Consider the following 632-nt stretch of genomic DNA (forward strand, 5'->3'; position numbering starts at 1 on the left):
ACAGTGAGCGTATTTCCTTCCACCTTTGAAGACGTATAGCTGCCTTTAACTTCGGAATAAAGTTTGTCATCATACGCAGGAACGTATTTAATGGTTTTATCACGCACCTGTTCATTAACGTATTCAATCCAAAAATTCTTGTAATTCTTGCATTTGAAAGTATATGTACCGCCAAGTTTTGGCACGCCAATAGCCTTGCCAAAACTTGGTGTTAGTGCTTCTTCATAATTGTTCTTTTCCCATTTCATGGCATCCCAATCACCATCGTCTTTGCTGCATGAAGTTAATGATAAGATGCAAGTAAAAAGCAACATGGTTGCAAATAGTCTTTTTTTCATTTGTTATATATTTTATGGCTTTTATTATAAAACGCACAACTTCTTTGAATATTACATAAAAATGCAACTTTTCGGGGTCACATCACCACTTGACTCCTTTTTATTTTTATAACCATGGTCTTCAAAGAGTTTGGCGGTGTCAGACTGTTTCCATTCAGCGAATACGTTGCCCTTTGCTAAATGTATGCTGTTCACGATGTCGATGATGCTTGGTATCGGATATTCACCTGTGCGGAGTATAGAGAACTCGATGGCAGAGATACGCTGATACATCCGCTTGTATTGAGCGGTGTC

At 38.3% G+C, this 632-nt stretch carries 2 protein-coding genes; both read right to left on the minus strand.

Annotated elements, in window-relative coordinates; genetic code table 11:
* A partial coding sequence (locus HMPREF0673_RS09670) for a hypothetical protein (RefSeq protein WP_007901581.1) occupies positions 1–338 on the minus strand: 338 nt, incomplete at its 3' end.
* 51 nt (positions 339–389) lie between these two features.
* Positions 390–632, minus strand: a 243-nt coding sequence (locus HMPREF0673_RS14560; RefSeq protein ID WP_007901582.1) for a DUF6712 family protein, incomplete at its 5' end; no start/stop codon positions are given.

The sequence above is a fragment of the Leyella stercorea DSM 18206 genome (genome assembly GCF_000235885.1).
In the GTDB taxonomy this organism is placed as follows: domain Bacteria; phylum Bacteroidota; class Bacteroidia; order Bacteroidales; family Bacteroidaceae; genus Prevotella; species Prevotella stercorea.